This window comes from Streptomyces sp. CS113 (assembly GCF_002188365.1).
In the GTDB taxonomy this organism is placed as follows: Bacteria; Actinomycetota; Actinomycetes; order Streptomycetales; family Streptomycetaceae; genus Streptomyces; species Streptomyces tendae.
Genome location: NZ_KZ195574.1, coordinates 3,446,470 through 3,460,746, shown reverse-complemented (window position 1 = coordinate 3,460,746; position 14,277 = coordinate 3,446,470). Strand labels below are relative to the sequence as shown.

At 74.6% G+C, this 14,277-nt stretch carries 11 protein-coding genes; 4 read left to right on the top strand and 7 right to left on the bottom strand.

The window, feature by feature from the left end:
• Positions 1 to 14: 14 nt before the first annotated feature.
• The 4 genes from B9W62_RS14985 to B9W62_RS14970 form a co-directional block, all read right to left on the bottom strand.
• Positions 15 to 1,376: a protein kinase domain-containing protein gene (locus B9W62_RS14985; RefSeq protein WP_087807665.1), complete on the bottom strand. Its 1,362-nt coding sequence runs from the start codon at positions 1,374 to 1,376 to the stop codon at positions 15 to 17.
• A complete protein-coding gene (locus B9W62_RS14980; RefSeq protein ID WP_087807664.1) occupies positions 1,373 to 2,113 on the bottom strand; it encodes a hypothetical protein in 741 nt (246 codons plus the stop codon). The genes B9W62_RS14985 and B9W62_RS14980 overlap by 4 nt, the downstream gene beginning before the upstream one ends.
• Positions 2,114 to 2,367: 254 nt before the next feature.
• Positions 2,368 to 2,838 (bottom strand): hypothetical protein, encoded by a 471-nt coding sequence (locus tag B9W62_RS14975; RefSeq protein WP_087807663.1) that lies wholly within the window; start codon positions 2,836 to 2,838, stop codon positions 2,368 to 2,370.
• A gap of 204 nt (positions 2,839 to 3,042) precedes the next feature.
• Positions 3,043 to 6,384 carry an ALF repeat-containing protein gene (locus tag B9W62_RS14970; protein WP_087807662.1) on the bottom strand — a complete coding sequence of 1,114 codons (3,342 nt, stop codon included), beginning with the start codon at positions 6,382 to 6,384 and terminating at the stop codon, positions 3,043 to 3,045.
• A 163-nt stretch (positions 6,385 to 6,547) separates the two neighbouring features.
• On the opposite strand from B9W62_RS14970, the gene B9W62_RS14965 reads away from it, so the two are divergent.
• Positions 6,548 to 7,027 (top strand): hypothetical protein, encoded by a 480-nt coding sequence (locus B9W62_RS14965; protein ID WP_229891901.1) that lies wholly within the window; start codon positions 6,548 to 6,550, stop codon positions 7,025 to 7,027.
• A gap of 28 nt (positions 7,028 to 7,055) precedes the next feature.
• A complete protein-coding gene (locus B9W62_RS14960) occupies positions 7,056 to 9,194 on the top strand; it encodes an FG-GAP-like repeat-containing protein (RefSeq protein ID WP_087807661.1) in 2,139 nt (712 codons plus the stop codon).
• Between the two features lie 43 nt (positions 9,195 to 9,237).
• On the opposite strand, the gene B9W62_RS14955 is transcribed toward B9W62_RS14960, so the two are convergent.
• From B9W62_RS14955 to B9W62_RS14945, 3 genes are all read right to left on the bottom strand, one after another.
• Positions 9,238 to 10,827: a serine/threonine protein kinase gene (locus B9W62_RS14955; RefSeq protein ID WP_087807660.1), complete on the bottom strand. Its 1,590-nt coding sequence runs from the start codon at positions 10,825 to 10,827 to the stop codon at positions 9,238 to 9,240.
• Positions 10,824 to 11,570: an FHA domain-containing protein gene (locus B9W62_RS14950; protein ID WP_179235494.1), complete on the bottom strand. Its 747-nt coding sequence runs from the start codon at positions 11,568 to 11,570 to the stop codon at positions 10,824 to 10,826. The genes B9W62_RS14955 and B9W62_RS14950 overlap by 4 nt, the downstream gene beginning before the upstream one ends.
• A gap of 141 nt (positions 11,571 to 11,711) precedes the next feature.
• Positions 11,712 to 12,293 (bottom strand): hypothetical protein, encoded by a 582-nt coding sequence (locus B9W62_RS14945; protein WP_087807659.1) that lies wholly within the window; start codon positions 12,291 to 12,293, stop codon positions 11,712 to 11,714.
• Positions 12,294 to 12,659: 366 nt separating this feature from the next.
• Between B9W62_RS14945 and B9W62_RS14935 the strand changes: the two genes are divergently transcribed.
• Entirely contained in the window at positions 12,660 to 13,514 is an 855-nt protein-coding gene (locus B9W62_RS14935; RefSeq protein ID WP_003974148.1) for a bifunctional methylenetetrahydrofolate dehydrogenase/methenyltetrahydrofolate cyclohydrolase, read from the top strand.
• Positions 13,504 to 14,073, top strand: coding sequence for a DUF3017 domain-containing protein (locus B9W62_RS14930; RefSeq protein ID WP_087807658.1), 570 nt, complete (start codon positions 13,504 to 13,506; stop codon positions 14,071 to 14,073). Before B9W62_RS14935 ends, B9W62_RS14930 begins: the two co-directional genes overlap by 11 nt.
• Positions 14,074 to 14,277 lie beyond the last annotated feature (204 nt).

The window sequence follows — 14,277 nt, the reverse complement described above, 5'->3', positions numbered from 1 at the left end:
CTGCCCCGGGGCCGTCACCGGGACTCCTCGCTCTTGCGCAACGCCCGCCACGTCGCCGGGCCCACCATGCCGTCCGCGTCCAGGCCCGCCCGCTGCTGGAAGGTGACGACCGCGCCGTGGGTCTTCGGACCGAAGTCGCCGTCCACCTCGCCGACCTCCTCGATGCCGTGGAGGTGGCGGAGCAGGCACTGCAACTCCCTGACCTGGCTTCCGCCGTCTCCCCGCTTGATGGTGAAGTCCCAGGTGCCGCTGTGGCCCGCCATGTAGCCGGCGCCGTGCGCGGCGTCCTCGTACACCACGGGCTTCTCGCAGGTGGGAGGCGCCGCGGCGGCCGGGGCCGGCTCCCAGGGGGCGGTGTAGGCGAGGCTCACCGCGGCCGCGACCGCCGCCGTGACCGCCGCCGACAGGACGGGCCGCCGCCACCGGCGGGGGCGCAGCCTGGGCAGCCGTGCCGACCGGGAGGCCCCCGTCGCCTCCTCCACCCGGCGCAGCAGCACGGCGGTGTCGGTGGCGCGTTCCGCGTGGGTCGGGGCCAGGCAGTCCCGCAGGATGTCCCGCCAGGCGTCGGGCAGGGCGGGGGACAGGCGCAGTTCCTCACGGCCCCGGGCGTAGCGCATCGCGGCGTCGGAGCGTGTCTCCGAGGTGCCGCCGGGCAGCGGGAAGGCACCGGTGAGGACGACGTGCGCGAGGACGCCGAAGGCCCACACGTCGGCCGACGGGCGGATGCGGGTGCCGCGTTCGTCGACCTCGGGCCACAGCAGTTCGGGCGGGGTGTAGTCCGGGGTGGCGAAGGCGGGCGTGTAGGCGTGGGTGCCCTCCAGCTCGGCGGCCAGGTTGAAGTCGGCGAGGCGGGCCGAACCGTCCGCCATCAGCAGCACGTTGGCCGGTTTCAGGTCGCCGTGCACCCAGCCCGCGTGGTGCAGCTGGTGCAGGCCCTCGCAGATCTGGGCCAGCAGGGCCGGCCCGGACTCCGGGACCGGCGTCCGCGCCAGTACGGCGTCCAGGGATCCCTCGGCCCGCTCCAGAACCAGGACGGTCGCGCCGTCCAGTTCGGGACGGTCCGGATCGTCGACCGTCAGCGCGTCGTACATCCGGATGAGGCGGGGCGCGCGCAGCCGCCGCAGCACCTGCACCTCGCGTTCGGCCAGGTCGCGCAGGTGGTGCAGCTGGCGCGGCGTACGGGTGCCGGTGGGCAGGAACTTCAGTGCCGCCCGTCGCGGCGGTTCGCCGCCGTCGGAGGTGCCCGGCGCGCCGGACGCGTCGCGGACCGCCTCGTAGACGGTGGCGAACGCGCCGGAGGCGACCGGCTCGCCCACCTCCCACGGCCCGACCCGGTATCCCTTCGGCACCGGGACCGCGTACGGCCGCCCGGTCACCGCTTCGCCCCGCTCGGGACCGGCGCGAGCACCACGAGGTCGTCCTCGCGGACCAGGTCGAAGCGGAGGGCGAGGGAGGCCAGCGACTCCTTCTTGCCGTGGGTGCGCCGGCCCGCCTCGGCGGTCTCCGGGCCGGGTCTCAGCCGCAGTTTGACGGCGAGGTAGTCGATGTTCCAGTACACGGCGGAGCGGCTGACCTTGGGCCAGCTGGGCCGCAGCCGCTCCACGATCTCCTCGACCGCGGGCAGCGGCGCCCGGGGCTCTCCGCGCAGGCGGCGCTCGCACAGGGCGGCCAGCACCGCGAAGTACCGTTTGGTGCGGTCCAGCGCGAACGCCGGTACGGTGCCGGTCCCCTCCAGGCCCCGGCGCTCGACGCTGCGGAAGGCGTGCCGCGGTGCCCAGACGTCGAAGCTGAGCAGGTCCCCGGCGGCGGGCAGGGTCACGCGCGACAGCTCGAACGGCACGGGTGCCTCCACGCGGCCCGGCGCGACCTTGATGTGCTCGCCGGCCCCCTCCGGGTTCTCCACCACGTAGGTCTGGTCCTCGCTGAGGTTGCTCAGCAGCCAGAACGTCCGGTGTGCGGCGATCTCCCCGGCGACCCGTGGCACTCCCGCGTGCGCGATGGCGAGTCCGCCGCTGGATTCCGCCCGGCCGAACTCGATGCGGTCTCCGGTGCCGATCCTCAGTTGTTCGGCGACGCTGCCGCACGACGGCGGCACGACGATGACGCTGTACATGGAGTCGTCCCCCTCCCCCGATTCCCCTCGGGGTCAACTTTCCCCAGTCCAACAAGGGGCAGCGTACGGGGAGCGGGTGAGGGCCACCTAAGTATTCGGACCCCTCGGCGGGTCGGCGACGCCGGGACCGCGAAACGGACGCGGAACGGCGGCCGCCGGCCCCCTCCGCGCGGAGGAGACCGGCGGCCGCCGGACGGTTGCCCCGGGCTGTTGCCCCGGGCGGATGACCCGGACGGTTGACCCGGACGGGCGGATCAGCAGGGGCGCAGCGACCAGATCGGGTCCCAAGTCGCCGTGCCCGCGTCGTAGGCCTCCGACGTCCAGCGGACGCTGCCGTCCTTGTTGAAGAACTTGGCGACCGTGCCCGGGGTCTGGTTGTTGGTGAACGGTCCGTCGCCGGTCCAGTTGGTGAGGTTCCACGTCTGGCACTTGTAGAAGTCGAACTTCGTGTCCTTGACGATCATGCACAGGTGGCCGTAGTCGCAGGCCAGGTCCCGGGCGCCCAGGGTCTTCGGCGCGTCCGTCACGGTCAGGCCCCGGTACTCGACCGCGTCGGCGGTCACGCGCAGGGGCTTCGGGCTGCCGGCCAGCACCTGGTCGGCCTTCTGCTGGAGGCCGGTCACCCGGGTGCCGTCCGGGTCGTCGGCGGCCGTGGCCGCGACCGTGGAGCCGGCGGCGAGGGCCGCGGCCGCGACGAGGAGTGCTGCGGGCTTGATGAGGTTCATCGTTGTTCCCCCGTGAACGTCGGTGTGTCGTCCCGCCGAAGCGGTGTGCCCCCACCGTGCCCCCGGACGGCCGCGGGACGGAACCTCGCAATTCCCAGGGTCACTTCCCGTCGTGCGGCGGGTACGTCTGGAGGCGGTGAGCGACGCGGTGGCGCGGTCGCGGTACTCCGGGGCAGCCCGCCCGCGTCGCTCACCCCGCCCCCGCTACCAGGTGAGCCAGCCGATGGCCGAGTCGATCACCCCGCCGGTGAACTCGGACACCTTGGCGCCGACCTCGTCCGCGAAGCCGAACTTCTTGAACATCGCGCCCTTGCCCATGAAGATCCCGCCGACCAGGAACTGACCCAGCGAGGTCTTGAACTCGCTGCTGTCCCAGCCGTACCCGACCCCGTTGAGGACGGCGCTCGTGGCGGACAGGGCGAGTCCCGCCAGTCCGAGCCCCAGGCCGATGGCCTGACCGCCCGGGATGAGGGACGCCACCGTGCCCGCGGTGCCCAGGATGGTGGCCCAGTGGCTGGTCACGCTCGCCCAGTCCTTGGGGTCCTCGACGTCCTCGGGCCACAGGCCCCAGTCCACGTAGAAGGGCGTGTCCTGGTCGCCGCTCTGCGCGGGGTCCGTGCCGTTCTGCTCGTTCTCGGCCGCCTCCTGGGCCGCGCGCAGCGCCTCGGCCTCCAACTCGGCCTGCCGCAGCGCCGCCGCGGTCTCTTGGGCCTGGCTGGCGGCGTCGGCCGCGGCCTGCGCGTCCTGGCCCGCCTGACCGGCGGACGCCTGCGCCCGGGCGGCCGAACTCTGGGCGCCGGCCGCGTCGCTCACCGCCTGCTGGGCCGCGGCCGTCGCCCGCCGCATCGAATAGTTGGCGCTGCGGGCCGCGCCGCGGGCCACCGACGCGGCCTGCTTCGCGCTCGCGGCCGACTGGGCGGCGTCCGCGGCCGACTGGTCGGCGGCGTCCGCGTTCGCCAGCGCCTGCTCGGCGGAGTCCGCCGCGTCCTCGGCGTACCCCTTCGCCTTCGCCGCCCACTCGGTCGCCTCCTGCGCCGCCTTGCGGGCCTCGGCCGCGGCCTTGGAGGCCAGGGCGGCGTCCCGCAGCGCCTGCGCGGCGGTCTTCGCCGCGTGGGCGATCGCGGCCCGTACGGCGGCGACATGGGTGGCGTGGTCGTGGTCGAGGCGGGCGATGGCGAACCGGTCGTGGACGACGAAGTTCCGCCGCATCCGGGCGGGGCCCTCCAGCGCGACCCGGGCCGCCGACTCCAGGTAGGGGCCGGCCGAGCCGACGAGGCGGAGGATCGCGACCCGGTCGTCCTCCTTGACCGCCTGGGGCAGCTCGACGGTGAGGAACCGGTGCAGGGCCGTGGCACTCCCGTCGTCGAGCGCGGCCTGCGCCTTCGCGCGGACGGCGGCGCCGGGGTCGTCGTTCAGCACGCGCAGCACGGCGACGCGGTGCTCGGCCTGGGCCGCAACGACGGCCCCGGTGCTCAGGAAGTCGGCCGCGGCGTCCGGATCGTCGCTGGTCAGGGCGGTGTGTGCGGCGGTGGCGACGGCTGCCGCGGACACCTTGGCGACGGCGGCCACCGTCTCCCGGTCGTCCTGCCGCCGGGCCAGCGAACGGTCGGCGTCGACCCAGTTCAGGACGGACTCGTCCCCGCCCGCCAGCGCGTACTCCGCGGCCTCCCGGGTCCAGGTACCGGTCGAGCCCAGGAGCGCGACCGCCGCTCTGCGGCCCGACGCGAGGGCCGTCGCGACGTCCCCGTCGCGCAGCGCGGCCTCGGCGGCCGCGATCAGGTCCTTGGTCTCCGATGCCGTCTTGTCGGCCTGGGTGCGCTCCCTGTTGGCCCGCTCGGCCTCCTCGATCTCGGTCCGCGCGTGCAGCCGGGCCTCCGCGATGCCCAGCTCGGTGTCCTGGGCGATGAGCGCGGTCTCCGCCGCGCGGGCGGCCTGCTCCACCTCCTGCGCCTCCCGCACCGCGTTCGAGGCGGTCGTCGCCGCCTCCAGCGCCGCCGCGGCATGGGCCGTGGACCGCTTGGCGTACTCGATCGCCTTGCCCGCGTTCGCCGCCGCCTCCTCGGCCGCGTCCGCGGCGGCCTCGGCGTGGCCGGCGGCGCTGTTCGCGGCGTCGCGGGCCACCCGGGCGGCGGCCGCGGCGCGGTGGGCCAGCGTCTGGGCGGTGCTCGCGGCGCGGGTGGCCCGGGCGGCCGCCGCGTCCGCCTCGGCCGCCGCCTGCCGGGCCCTGGCGGCCTGGGACTGAGCGACGCCCGCGGAGTCGGCGGCGTCGGCGGCGGCATGGGCGGCCGCGGCGGCGTTGGTGGCCGCGCTCGCGGCGGCGTCTCCGGCGGCGGAGGCCTCCGCGGAGGCGACGGCGGCCTGGTCCGCGGCCGCGGCGGCGGTGCGCGCCCGCCCCGCGGCGGCCCGGGCGGTCTCGGCGGCCGCCCGGGTGGCACCGGCCTTGGAGGCGTCGGCCGAGGCGGCGATGGCGGCGTGGTAGGCGCGGGAGGCGGCGTTCCCGGCCGAGGCCGCCGCGGCGGCGGCGGCCTGCGCGGCCCGGGCGGCGCGGCCCGAGGCGTCCTGCGCCGTACGGGACGCGGCGATCGCGGTGTTGGCCGCGTTCGCGGCGCCGCGCGCCGCACTCGCCGCGGCGTTCGCGGCCTTCGCCGACCTGGCCACGTCCTCCTTGGCCGCTCGCGCCTCCTCGGCCGCCTTCAACGCGGCGGCCCTGGCCTTCGCCGCGGCCTCCTTCGCCTGCGCCGAGGCGGCGACGGCCTGGTCCGTGCGGAGCCGGGCCCGCCGCCCCTCGCGCTCGACGACGGCGACCAACTGGTCGATCGTCGCCGCCTCCTCGTCCCGGGCCCGGGCGATGTACTGGCCGGAGACCAGGAACCGGGTGATCGCCTCGGGCGAGCCGTCGTCCAGGGCCCGCCCGGCGTACTTCTTCACCTCCGGGGAGGCGGAGCCCAGCATCCCGAGGACGGCGACCCGGTCGTCCTCCTGCTGCGCGGTGTGCTGAGTTTCCGTCAGGAAGGTGCGCAGCGCCTTCCAGGTACCCGTCCCCAGCGCCTTGCCGGCCTCCCGCCGCACGGCGGCACCGCCGTGGTTCATGACGGTGAGGACCGACACCCGCAGGTCTTCCAGGACGGGCGTCTCGTAGCCGCCCCCCAGGAAGGCGGACACCGCGTCGTCCCCGGCGGCCAGCGCCGTGTCGGCGCCGGCCCGGGTGGCCCGGCCCGCGTGGGCGAGGCTGGAGATGACCGCGAGGCGGTTGTCCTCGGCCCGGGCGAGCGGCAGCCGGCCGGTGAGGAAGTCGGACACGGCGGCCGGGGTGCCGGCGGCCAGCGCGGCGGTCGCGGCCTCGCGCACCGCACGCCCGCCGATCTTGTACGCCCATACGGCCCGGCCCCGTTCGGTGTCGGGCAGGCCGTGGTAGGTGCCCTCCGGGTCGGCGGCCCGGGCGGGGGCGGCGGTGCTCAGGACGAGGGCGGCGGGCAGGGCGGGGGCGGCGGCGACTCCCGCGAGCGACGTCAGTAAGCGGCGTCTGCTCCACAGTGAAGGCGGCAAGGCGAAGGTCCTTCCGTGCGGATCCGGGCATGCGGTCTGGGCGTCGCACGCTAATCACCCGTACCGGGAGGAACATCCTGGAACTTTCGAGGGTGGTGCGGAGCGGGTTCGTTGATACGTCTTGAGCCGTCATGTCCGTCAACTCCCGTACGGAGGAGCTGTTGTGAGACGCTGGGTGCCTTTGGGCCTCGGTGCCGCGGTCACCGCCGCGGTCGCCGCCGCATCGATGCTGTTCACCCCCGCCCCGCAGGCCGCCGCCGACGACGTACCGCCGGTCGCCGTCGAGGACTTCGCCTACCCGGACGCCGACCGGATCCACGAGGACACCGGCATCCGGCTGATCAGCGGCGACGGCCACATCCTGCTCGCCGAATGCGGCCCCGCCGGCCTGATCGAGGTCTGGGCGCGCGGCAGGGACGACCGGTTCTGCCTGTCCGTGCGGGGCGCCTCCGGCCGGCTCGCCCTGGAGGTGCCGCAGGTCTACGGCATCAAGGGCAACGACTACCGGATCGTCGCCGACATGACCGTGGACGGCGCCGAGACCTCCTACGACATCACCCCGAACAGCTGGACCGCCGTCGGCGAGACCGCCGACCCCGAGGGCCGCGACCACACCCTCGTGGAACTGCACGCCGCCAAGTAGGCCACGACCGTTCCACGAGAGGGATTCCATGCTCACCGTCCCGCGCCGCCCCGGCCGCCCCGGCCGCCTCAGACTCGGCCTCTCCCTGCTCGCCGCCTGCGCCGTCCTGGCCGCGCCGGTCCCCGCCGCGCACGCCGTGGCCGGCGGCACCCCCACCCCCGACGGCACCCACTCCTTCGCCGCCCGCCTCGACATCGGCGACGGCAAGCGGTCCTGCTCCGCCGCCCTCGTCGCCGCCGAGTGGCTGGTCACCGCCGCCTCGTGCTTCGCCGCCGACCCGCAGTCCGGCACCGGCCCGGCGGCCGGCAAGCCCGCGCTGAAGACCGTCGCCACCATCGGCCGCACCGACCCGACCGGCACCGGCGGCCACGTCGCCGAGGTCACGCTGATCGTGCCGCGGGCCGGCCGCGACCTGGCCTTCGCCCGCCTCGCCACACCGGCGACCGGCATCACCCCGGTGAAACTCGCGGCCGGCGCCCCGGCCGCCGGCGACACGCTGACCGTCCTCGGCTACGGCCGCACCAGCACCGCATGGGTGCCCGACCGCCTCAACGAGGCCGACTTCACCCTGGACGCGGTCACCGCCGACACCCTGGCCATGACCGGCAAGACCGACGACGACGCCGTCTGCAAGGGCGACACCGGCGGGCCGGTCCTGCGCCGGGCCGACGACGGGACGTACGCGCTCGTCGCGGTCAACTCCCGGTCCTGGCAAGGGGGATGCCTCGGCAGCACGGAGACCCGCCGCGGCGCCGTCGCCGCCCGCGCCGACGGCTCACCGGGCGGCGCGACCCTCACCGCCGGGCAGACGCTGCGCTCCGGCGACTCACTGCTGTCGAACGCCGCCAAGGTCACCATGGGCACCGACGGCGACCTGACCGTGTCCTCCAACGCCGGAAAGACGCTCTGGTCCTCCGGGACCGCCGGGCACCCGGGTGCCACCGCAGCCCTGAGCAAGGCCGGGAACCTCTCGGTGAAGTCGCCCGACGGCGCCGTCCTGTGGGAGTCGAAGATTTCCGCCTCGGGCGGCCGGGTGCTGCTCCAGGACCGCGGCAACATGGTCGTGCGGACCGCCTCCGGCGAGAACGTCTGGTCCAGCAACACGGTCGTGCGGGGCGACCACGACGGCGACGGCCGCTCCGACGTCACCACCTGGTACGACTACTCCGACGGACGGGACGCCGCCTTCAGCTTCCCCACCGGAACGGACGGCTCGTTCAAGGCCCCCGTCCGCTCCTGGGAGGCCCCCGCCGGCAGTTGGACCGCGTCCAGGGCGAAGCTGCTGCGCGGCGACTACAACGGCGACGGCCTGTCCGACCTCGCCGCCGCCTACGACTACTCCGACGGCACCATGGGCATGTGGACCTGGCTCGCCGAGCGGGACGGCGGGTACGGCACACCCTTCCGCTCCTGGCGGTCCGTGGACGACAACTGGACCTACGCCCGGTCCACCCTCGTCAGCGGCGACTTCGACGGCGACGGCCGGGACGACATCGCCGCCTGGTACGACTACGCCGCCGGACACGACCGGCTCTTCACCTTCCGGTCCGACGAGACCGGCCACTTCACCGCGCCCACCGCTTCCCTGACCCTCGCGGAAGGCAAGTGGACGGCCGCCGCCGCCAAGCTGGTCACCGGTGACTACGACGGCAACGGCCGCGACGACATCGGCATCTTCTACAACTACGACAGCGGACTGGCCCGCACGTACACCTACCTCTCCACGCCGTCGGGCGGCTTCGCCTCCGGGGTCAAGGGCTGGGAGGGCGCGACCTGGGGCTCCCGCGCCCGGACCTCCGTCTACTCCGGCGACTTCGACGGGGACGGCCGCGACGACCTCGCGACCTGGTACGACTACAGCGACGGCACGGACGGAGCGCACACCTGGCTGTCCGACGACGAGGGCGTTCTCGGCACCCACAAGGAGTCCGGGCGGTTCGCGGCCGGCAAACTCACCCGCACCGCCATGAAGATCGCCGCCGGTGACTTCGACGGCGACGGCCGGGACGACCTGGGCTTCATGCACGGGTACGGCAACGGCACCGTGCGGATGTGGACCATCCCCGCCCTGAGGGACGGAACGTTCGGCGGGTACACCGGAGGCTGGGCGTCCACCGGGTCGTCCTGGGGCTTCTCCGCCGTCACGGTGGCGGAGCGGTACACCTGACGGCACGCCACCGGCGCAGAGCGGTACCTGGAACTTCCCAGGGTCACTCCGCGCCGGAAGGCGTGTACTCCTTGAGGTGGTGAGCGACGCGGTCGGCGTAGTCGCGGTACTTCGGGGGAACCCCGCCCGCGTCGTTCACCTTCCGGTACGACGTCCGGTACGCGACGGCGACCAGCACGCCGCGGTCGCCCCGCAGGCCGGCGTCGAGGCGGGGCGTGATCCAGCACAGGTAGCGGCCCATCGCCGGAATGGACTCGGCGGGCGGGAACGGCGGCTGGGGCACGGTCTCACCCGGTGTCCCGTCCTCGTTCATCCACCAGCGCAGCACGCTCGGCGTCCAGCGGGCGATGCCGTACTCGTCCTTGGCCGGGTCGGCGAGGTCCGGGTCGAAGTCGCTCTCCACCTTGAGCATGGCCGCGATCAGGGCCGGGCTGACCTCCTTGTGCCCGCAGTCGTGCGCCGTCTCCACGATCAGCAGGCGGTAGGCGGGCGGCACGTCCCGGTCGGTGCGCAGTTCGGCCGCGCCGTAGGAGGCGGCGGCCACGCTCGCGGTGCCGCCGGGGCGCGGGCCCGCGCCGGGGTCCGGGCCGTCGTCGGCCCAGCGGGCGACGCCGTATCCGAGTGCGGCGAGGGTGACGAGTGCCGCCGCCGCGGCGGCCGGAATCCCGCGCCGGGGGCGTGCGCCGGACCGGAGCGAGAACCGCGCCGGGCCGTCCGCGGCCCCCGACGCGCCGGTCACCCGGCGCAACAGGGCGTCGGTGCCGATCCGGTCGGCGTGCGTACGGGTCAGGCACGCCCGCACGATCTCCCGCCACGGCGCCGGGAGTTCGGGGGACAGGCGCAGCTCGTGGGTGCCGCGGGCGTAGGCGACGGCGGCGTCGCGCCGGGCCGCCGGGGTGCCGCCGGGCAGCGGGAAGCCACCCGCGAGCACCAGGTGGGCCAGGACGCCGAAGGCCCACACGTCGGCGGAGGGACGGATCCGGCGGCCCCGTTCGCCGATCTCGGACCACAGCAGCTCGGGCGGGGTGTAGTCCGGGGTGGCGAAGGCGGGCGTGTAGGCGTGGGTGCCCTCCAGCTCGGCGGCCATGTTGAAGTCGGCGAGGCGGGCCGAACCGTCCGCCATCAGCAGCACGTTGGCCGGTTTCAGGTCGCCGTGCACCCAGCCCGCCCGGTGCAGCTGGTGCAGGCCCTCGCAGACCTGCGCGAGCAGCGCGGGCCCGGCCTGCGGTCGGGGCGCGGCGGCGAGCAGGGCGGCCAGCGAGCCCTCGGCCCGCTCCAGGACGAGGACGGTGGCGCCGTCGAGCCGGGGGTGGGCGGGGTCGTCGACGGTGAGGGTCTCGTACATCCGGATCAGACGGGGCCGCCGCAGCCGGCGCAGCAGCTCCACCTCGCGCTCGACCAGGTCCCGCAGGTGGGACAACTGCCGCGGCGTGCCGGTGCCGGTGGGCAGGAACTTCAGCGCGACGGTCTCCGGCAGGCCCCCGCCGCCGCCCGCGCCCGGGGTGCCGTCCCTGCCGCCCGTGTGCCGTGCCGCGTACACGCTGCCGAAGGCGCCGGTCGCCAGCGGCTCGCGCACCTCCCAGGCGCCCACCCGGTACCCCCGGGGCACCGGGACGGCGTACGGCTCGCTCACCGCAGCGCCCGTCCGGACGGTGCCGCGAGGACCACCAGGTCGTCCTCGCGGACCAGGTCGAAGCGGAGCGCCAGCGAGACCAGCGACTCCTTCTTGCCGTTCAGCCGGGGACCCGGCTCGGCGGTCTCCGGGCCCGGCTTCAGCCGCAGCTTCACGGCGAGGTAGTCGATGTTCCACTGCACCGACGTGCGCGAGGCGGCCGGCCAGGACGGGCGGAGCCGCTCGACGACCTGGTCCATGGTCGGCAGCGGCGCGTGCGGCGCCCCGCGCAGCCTCGGCTCGCACAGCGCGGCCAGCACCGCGAAGTACCGCTTGGTGCGGTCCACGGAGAAGGCCGGCGCGGTCGGCTCGCCGTCGGTGCCGTCCTCGCCGCGCAGATAGTCGTGGCGCGGCGCCCACACCTCGACCGCCAGCAGGTCGCCGGCGGCGGGCAGCACGATCCGCGAGAACTCGAACGGCACCGGTGCGTCGAGGCGCCCCGGCGCCACCTTGATGTGCTCGCCCGCGCCCTCCGGGTTCTCCACGACGTAGGTCTGGTGGGCGCAGAGGTTGCTCAGGGTCCAGAAGGTGCCGTGCGCGGCGATCTCACCGGCTCTGCGGGACACCCCGTCGTGCCCGATCCGCAGCCCGCCCTCGGGCACCGACCGTCCGAAGACGAGCCGTTCGCCGGGCGCGAGCCGGTACTGGGTGCGGGTGGCTTCGTCCTCCGTGGTCGGCGGAGGTACCACGATGATGCTGTACAAGGTGCGTCTCCCCGTGCCTGACGGCTACCCACGCCAGACTAGGGCGACGCACCAGGGCCGTGCCCCCCTCGTACGGGTGAGACACGGCCCTGTGTGGTGATTGGCGCGAACTGTTCAGTCGCGGTACCCGGCGCCCGGTCGTCAGTAGCGGGGACGCTTGTACCAGGCCGAGCCGTTCGAGTTGCCGACGAACACGGCGACCAGGATGGCGAGCACCGTGTGGACCAGGCCCACGACGATGAACGGGTACAGGCCGAGGATCGCGGTGATGATGGCGAAGATCATGGTCGCTATGCGGATGCCGTTGCCGCCGCTGCCGACCTTGATCGCGAAGACGAGCGCGATCACGCCCCACACCAGTGCGAACGCCATCAGGCCCCACAGCATGCCGGACGAGTAGTCGGCCAGCTGCTGGAAGGCGGCGTCGTCCTTCAGCTGCTCGTCGTTCTTCGCGGCGTCCACGCTCGCGGCGCTGATGGCGAACAGGGCCACGCCGACGAGCTGGAGGCCGAAGATGACCCACAGCATGACGCGGGCCGCGCTGACAGTGCCGGGCATCGAGGTCGGGGCGGCCGGGTAGCCGTAGCCGCCGGGCGACACCGGGGGAGCCTGGGGGTAGCCGTAGCCGGGCTGGCCCTGGGGCTGCTGCTGCGGGTAGCCGTAGTTCGGCTGCTGGCCGCCCTGCGGCGGGCCGTAGGGGTTGTTCGGATCGCCGAAACTCATGGCGGGTCTTCCTCCGTCGCTGTCAAGTGCGGGGACGACGCGCGGCTCGACTCGGAGGAGATTCTTCTGGAGCGGTTCGTCCCCCCGGTACGGCCCCGCGGCACTGTGCAGCCCAATCGTTCTTGACCGAACTCTTACTTGTCCAGCCCGTTCGCAAGGCGTTGTGCAAGTGCAACAACGCTGATCATGAGCGGATAGGGCGGGACGTGTCCCACGACGTCCCGAAGGTGCCCGCGCGGTGACCCGCCCGCCGCCCCGCCCGCCGCCCCGCCCGCCGGCCCGCGCGGTGGCCGCCTGCCGACCGGAGCGGTGCCCGCATGCCGACCTGATTGGAACCGGGGGCCGGTCATCCGCGAGGATGGGGGCATGACCGCCCAGATTCTCGATGGCAAGGCCACCGCAGCCGCGATCAAGTCCGAACTGACCGCCCGCGTGGCGGCGCTGAAGGAGAGGGGTGTCACACCCGGCCTCGGCACCGTCCTGGTCGGCGACGATCCCGGCAGCCAGAAGTACGTCGCCGGCAAGCACCGCGACTGCGCCCAGGTCGGCATCGCCTCCATCCAGCGCGAGCTGCCCGCCACGGCCACGCAGGAGGAGATCGAGGCCGTCGTCCGCGAGCTGAACGAGGACCCGGCCTGCACCGGTTACATCGTCCAGCTGCCGCTGCCCCGGGGCATCGACGAGAACCGCATCCTCGAACTGATGGACCCGGACAAGGACGCGGACGGCCTGCACCCGATGAACCTGGGCCGCCTCGTCCTCAACGAGCCGGCGCCGCTGCCCTGCACCCCCAACGGCATCCTCACCCTCCTGCGCCGCTACGGCGTCGAGATCAAGGGCGCCGAGGTCGTGGTCGTCGGCCGCGGTGTCACCATCGGCCGCCCGATGCCGCTGCTGCTCACCCGGCGCAGCGAGAACGCCACGGTGACCCAGTGCCACACCGGCACCCGGGACCTGGCCGCCCACCTCAAGCGCGCGGACATCGTCATCGCCGCGGCCGGCTCCCCGCACCTGGTCCGCCCCGAGGACGTCAAGCCGGGCGCGGCCGTCCTCGACGTCGGCGTCTCCCGCAACGCCGAGGGCAAGATCATGGGCGACGTGCACCCCGGCGTGGCCGAGGTGGCCGCCTGGATCTCCCCGAACCCGGGCGGCGTCGGCCCCATGACCCGCGCCCAGCTGCTCGTCAACGTGGTGGAGGCGGCGGAGCGCAGTGCCGGCTGAGGACACCAACGCCGAGCGGCCGGGCGACGCGCGGGCCGCGGAGGACCCGGCCCCCCGGACCGCGGAGGACCCGGCCCCCCGGACCGCGCCCGCCTCACGGGTCTCCGACGACCCGGACGGCATCACCGTCCGCGATCCCGTCAGCGCCCCCGACGCCCAGGGGCGGCCGCGGCGCACCACGCGCCGGTTCCCGCTCTTCACCCGCGACACCGCCCGCCCCGAGGGCGGTGGCAGGGCCGCGGCCGGGGACGCCCCGGCGCCCGCCCGGCAGTGGCCGGTGCTCGCGGTGGTGCTGCTGGTCGGACTCGGCCTGCTGCTGACCTCGCTGGGCGTGTTCCGCTGGGGGCTGGTCCTCGTCGGCGCCGCGCTGCTGCTCGGCGCCGTGCTCCGCTGGACGATGCCCCGCGTCGGCATGCTCGCCGTGCGCTCGCGCTTCACGGACATCGCCACCTACGGCGTCTTCGGGCTCTCCATCGCCCTGCTGGCGCTGATGGCCCAGCCGAACCCGGTGCTCGAGATTCCGTTCCTCAAGGACACGCTGCACTTCACGGTCAGCTGACCCGGAACGAACGACGGCCCGTCCTCACCCCCGTGGAAGGACGGGCCGCCGTCGACACCAAGACTCCTGCACGGCGAACGCCCTGTTCAACGCCTGTCAGGGCGCTGTGGCACGGAAGTGACCGTTCCGCTACTCCGCTACGCGAGCCGTTCTCGGGGGTTCCGTTCCGGTTACGGGAACGCCGATGGGACACTGGACCACGGG